Here is a 5,508-nt window from a genome sequence, read left to right on the forward strand (position 1 = left end):
CCTTTCCATCGTCCTTTACCACCATACCAGGGAACTGCTTTAACAGATCCTCTACATAATCGCCTTCTCTTATCACAAACGCTTCTGTATTGTATTCAATGGTATCTTTCATTACCCTTATGGGAGTGATTTTGCCCTTAATCACCACCTCATCAAGCATATTAGACTCTGTTTTGAGTATAATATTGCCAAGGTCAACCTGTTTTTGTTTGTCAAGAAAGGTAACGATTGAAGCATATGGCTTGTAACCAATACTGCGGACCAACAGGTCTGAACTCTGAGTTGAAATATTGGAAATAGAAAAATCCCCCTCCTTATCGGCAATTACAGTCAACGTATCTTTGCCTGTAATTACCCTAATGTAGGATCCGGGTATTCCCTGGTTGGTACTGTCTTTTACACTACCTTTAATTGTACGTTTTATTTGCGCTGTTAATTCTTGGCTGGAGAGCGTACAAATAAATACAAGTAAAAGGATAATTCTCTGAGCGTTCAAATTACTTACTTATTATACGTATTCAGGCTAAATATAGTGCTTTACATCAATTATTAAACTATTGTAATTCTATTTTGATAATTGTAGCATCAGCCCCGTTTAGCTCGTACTTAAGCGTTTTATTAATTGCAAAACCTTTACCAGAGAAAAGTTCTTTTGCCTTGTAAGATGACTTTTTACTACCTAATCTATCCAATGGAACCGTAAAAACCTTCTTTTTACCATCAAAGTTTAAAATTGCCAGATATAAGCTATTGCCTATCTTTCTAACAAACAACTCGTTAGATTGCTCACCCGTATTTCCATTTACAGGCATAAAAGCAACTCCTGATCTTGGTATGGCCAATAAATCCTCATTCTGCAACAATTTCTTAGCCGTTTCATTCCATACCCCTGCAGAAGAAAAATCATCGCCCAGTATCAATGTTCCACTAATTAAGCCCGATGTTAACCTTGCTCTGTTCACACCCTCTTTCTCATCGGCAAATACAATATGATCAGCATCTACAAAATTGTAAACATAAGTTTGCCACCATCCGTAATTAACACTATTTAAGGTATACTCAGTATCCTTAATCGTCTTCCAGGCATCACAAGCAATCCTTTTAATGTGGGCATATCTTCCTGTAGCCAAGTTGGGAGATATAGCAGCATAAACAAGCATTTGCCCATCCATCCTATCGATAAGATACTCCATACCCGCTTTATAAGCCTGCATCCCTGTGGTAACAGACTTATCATAAAAAACATCCGACTCAGCAGCAGCATGGCCTAAAAAGTCAATCTTGATCATTTTAAAACCACAAGCCTTTAACTTATCAATAATATAATCAACTCTTTTCTTGGTTCCCGGATGTGTAGGATCAAGTGCTCTGGCACCATCAAAATCATGATAATTGCCACCAACTTTAGTCCACATCTCACTGAATTTATACTTACTGCCCTCAGCTTCCCTATCGCCGCCAGATTTAAAACCCCAGTCGGTAAACGGAGCCCAATACACACCCGGCTGTAAACCTTTTTGCTTGCAGTAATCAGCAAATTCTTTCAGTTTGCTATAATCGCCACGCATACCGCCGGTAAAATTGTCCCAAAATGAATCAAGATCTATATAAGCAGTTTCATCATTTCTAAACTTTGGAAGCTCATTTGCAAAAAAATCAACGTTCTTTACTGCCTTTTCATAGGTCAATTTTTCCTGAATAACGCCCCAGCTGTTCCATCCAAAAGGAACCGGCTTTGTCCAGTTAAAAACAAAAGGAGGCTCTGCAATTCTGTTTGCCTTGCCGTAAGCTTCCAATCCGATTCTCCAATCAGCAAAATAACCAACAAATACCTTTGGCGACTTCACCACTGAGCCAGAAATAGAACCATGGATTGTTTTATCCCTGGTCACTTTCTCGTCTGTATATCCACCCCAAATGCGCAGCTCAGATAGGTCATCGCCAACGCCTTTGGTAAGCACCCCTGTTTTCCAAATCAAGTGCTCTACAGAGCCTACTATTAAGCCTTTCCTGCTATGGTTTTCATACACCGCGCCCACTTCTGCACTCGTGTTTTCTACTACAGCAGCACCCATAGATTTTGCGTTATAACGGATAAAAGTATCGTTATCAAAAGGAACAAAAAGCGTTCGGTTATCGCCTTTGGCCTGAATACTTGCGCTGTTAGAGATCAACGGAGCCATATAATTACTCTTAACATTACTGCCTTTTAAAGAAACTTCAGTAAAAAAGTAATCGTGACCCGGATAAACATAAAACACCTGTTCCATCTGTGGCAAACCGCTTTTAGTCAAAATTATGGTGTATTTTTTGCCAACTCCGAACTTGTCTTTAACAGCCGTTTCCGAGTACTTAATCAGCTCATAATCCTTACTGCTTATAGATTGTTCCTTGTTTTTAACAATGGCGTACGCATCAGCTATTATTTTTTTCTTGTTTGCAAATACTTCATAAGTACCTGAACTTAGGTTATATACAACTTCAGATTCCGCTCCGTAAGGAATATTAACAACCTGAGGATCATTACCTTTTCTATCAAAAGAGAAACCTTTAACAGATGACACAAGCAATACAAGAGAGAAAATAAAGATGCGTTTGAGCATGATGGGGGATGTTAATTGATTAAAAAGTTTACTATTCTACAGGCAGTTCCTTTACTATTTTGGTTCTTTTCTGCGCTGATAGTAACTTTTAATACGTGATCAGTATCGGCTAAATTGCTCCCAAATAAAACATACCAGGGCAAATGTAAAGATTTGCTCCATTGTGTAAACAAATCAAGTTGTTTTTCGGCACCATTATCAATTGAATAGCTAACAATACCGGCATCGGAGCCTGATACTATGGCCATTCCAACTGCATTACCTTTAAATTTTAATGTAAAAGATGACCCTGCAACGGTACTAACCAGCATAGGCACCTTTACAAAACCCGGGCGGGTACCCAAGCCATCTTCTGGTGTCCAGCTCTTTACCAGTTCCCAGCCGTTTTTATTTTCGGCAGTTTCTATGCTAAGATACCTTCCGCGGGTAAAACTTCCTTTATTTAATAAAGCAGGCAATTTTGTAGCCTTTTGCTGCTTAGCTTTACTTAGGCTGGATGACAACAGATCTTTTATGGCCTCAAAATACAATTCCTGACCAAATGGCGATGGATGCAAATCTTTAAAATCCTTTTCCCAGCTAAACTCATTGTTTGCCAGCTTATCTCGTATAGCCTTAGCCAGGTTAATAGAAGGCAATTGATAATGATCTGCAACCAGCTCATGGTTGGCTACCGAGGTAGGCACAATACCCGAATCGTACAGTTTTGTCTTATCAGGATCGGCAAACGACATCATCACAATATCCATTAACGGATTATTGGTTTTGGCATGCCTAACAATACCTTCAAGTGACTGAACCTGAGTAACACTATCCGTTCCGTTAACCTGATCGTTCACTGCCGCCTCCAGAAATAGAAGATCTACTTTACCCGAATCCAGCACATCCCTGCTTAATCTGAAGGTATGCGGCAAGCTTCCCAACGAAGGGATGCCAGCCGCAATAAAATGAAATTTTGTAGCCGGAAAACGCTCTTTTAAATAAGCGCATACCTTATCTCGCCAGCCACTATTATAAGTTATTGAACCGCCCAGAAAAGCTACAGTGGCATTTTTCTGTATAGAAATAGCATTGTAAGCATTCTGGAGGCCCTTTCTTTCTGTAATATACTTGCTAAATGGTAAGGTTTTAACCTGTGCAATAACTGAAGCACTACAAACTAAACCCACTAAAAAACACAGTACAAACTTTCTCATTTAAAAATCTATTTAGAATTAGATGAACTTTGAATTTTTAAAGTCCATGCATATTTACCAGGTAATTCAGTTGGTAGTTTCACAACCACAGAATCGTTGTTTTTAGTCCATTCCAGAGGTTTATTTACCCCCAGCATATAAACTTTTGAACCTTCTTTTGGCTGAACCGCTGTTAAAACCAGTTCATTATTTTCGGCCTTGTTAAAGATCACATAAGTGCTTTTTCCATCCTTACTTTGCGTAAATCTGATATTGTCGCCTTGTTTATAATTTTCTATACCTTTAGTGGCGTATATGGCTTGCTTGTTAATATCCAACCACTTGCCCATTTCTCCCAAACGCTCTACACTTGGTGCAGGAATTTCACCTTCGGCACTTGGGCCAACATTTAATAAGTAATTTCCGCCCTTAGCAGCTACATCAACAAGATTATCAATTAACGCCTGTGCCGATTTCCAATTTTGATCGTACTTGGCAAAGCCCCAGTTGTTGTTAATTGTCATGCAGCTTTCCCAGTAGTCCTGAGAATTGGTTTTTAAAATCTCTTGTTCTGGAGTTCCAAAATCACCGGCAGCATCCTGGTACTTATTCATACCTTCCATACCTCCGCGCGCTTTACCGATGCGGTTGTTTATAATTAAAGAAGGTTTAAGATTACGCAGATAGTTATAAAGGTCTTTTCCCTGCTCTTCTGTCCATTCAGGAATCCACTCTCCATCAAACCATAAAATGGTTGGATCGTATTTCTTGATCAATTCAGCCAGTTGAGGCTTTAAATACTCTTCTCTGTATTTGTTGAAATCTGGTTTTACATCAGGCTTTTGCTTAGGATTAGCATCTGGCTGATGCCAGTCCATAATAGAATGATACAACCCGAACTTAATTCCGGCAGCTTTACATGCATCAGAAAGTTCTTTTAAAATATCTCTTTTAAAGGGAGTAGCATCTATGATATCATATTTGGTCACTTTACTGTCCCAAAGGCTAAAACCATCATGGTGTTTAGAAGTGATAACGATGTATTTAGCCCCTGCCGATTTAGCAATCTCTACCCATTTTTTAGCATCAAACTTCTGTGGATCAAATTGAGCAGCATATTTTTCATATTCGGCAGTTGGAATGTTATGTGTTTCCATAATCCACTCTGCTCCTCCGCTTTTACCATTATATTCTCCGGCCGGAACTGCATATAAGCCCCAATGGATAAACATACCGAAAGTAGCATCCTGCCACCATTGCATACGTTGGGTTTTAGCTGCTTCAGACTCTTTTAAATAATCTTTTTGTGCAAATACCGAAAATGACATAACCAATCCGATAATAAGCAAATTTAACTTTTTCATACATTAGTAATTTGGTTATAGCAAAGAAAAGGATATTGGATATTAATAATTCTATTATTATGTCAATTCATTAAGCAATTTTAGCACACTTCGTTATTGGACCATTCCGTTATCTCGACGATAAAAGAATTCTTGAATGAGCATAACCAAGAGATCTCTTCTATCGTCGAGATGACGATGTGCATACAGTACACCCACACCCTTCCCTAAAATAAGTACTTTGTACTTAAAAAGTTAGAGCTGTTGCTATCAACAATTGCATTTATCAAATGCTTGTTGTTTTCATTTAGCTTGGTGGCAACTAACGACCTTATAGAAAACGATCTTAAAGCATCTACTACTGAAAGCGTACCCTCGGCACTATCT

At 38.7% G+C, this 5,508-nt stretch carries 4 protein-coding genes; all 4 read right to left on the minus strand.

Annotation, left to right across the window (positions count from 1 at the left end; all coding sequences use genetic code 11):
• Positions 1-496: carboxypeptidase-like regulatory domain-containing protein (locus AC1DG9_RS22520; protein WP_477635275.1), on the minus strand; the 496-nt coding region annotated here is incomplete at its 3' end.
• A gap of 58 nt (positions 497-554) precedes the next feature.
• Positions 555-2,603: an alpha-amylase family protein gene (locus AC1DG9_RS22525; RefSeq protein ID WP_337716305.1), complete on the minus strand. Its 2,049-nt coding sequence runs from the start codon at positions 2,601-2,603 to the stop codon at positions 555-557.
• Between the two features lie 11 nt (positions 2,604-2,614).
• On the minus strand, positions 2,615-3,799 hold the full coding sequence (locus tag AC1DG9_RS22530; protein ID WP_337716307.1) for an SGNH/GDSL hydrolase family protein: 1,185 nt from the start codon (positions 3,797-3,799) through the stop codon (positions 2,615-2,617).
• Positions 3,800-3,807: 8 nt separating this feature from the next.
• Positions 3,808-5,142 carry an alpha-L-fucosidase gene (locus AC1DG9_RS22535; protein ID WP_337716309.1) on the minus strand — a complete coding sequence of 445 codons (1,335 nt, stop codon included), beginning with the start codon at positions 5,140-5,142 and terminating at the stop codon, positions 3,808-3,810.
• Between the last annotated feature and the right edge of the window lie 366 nt (positions 5,143-5,508).

This window comes from Pedobacter sp. 05L430 (genome assembly GCF_056397585.1).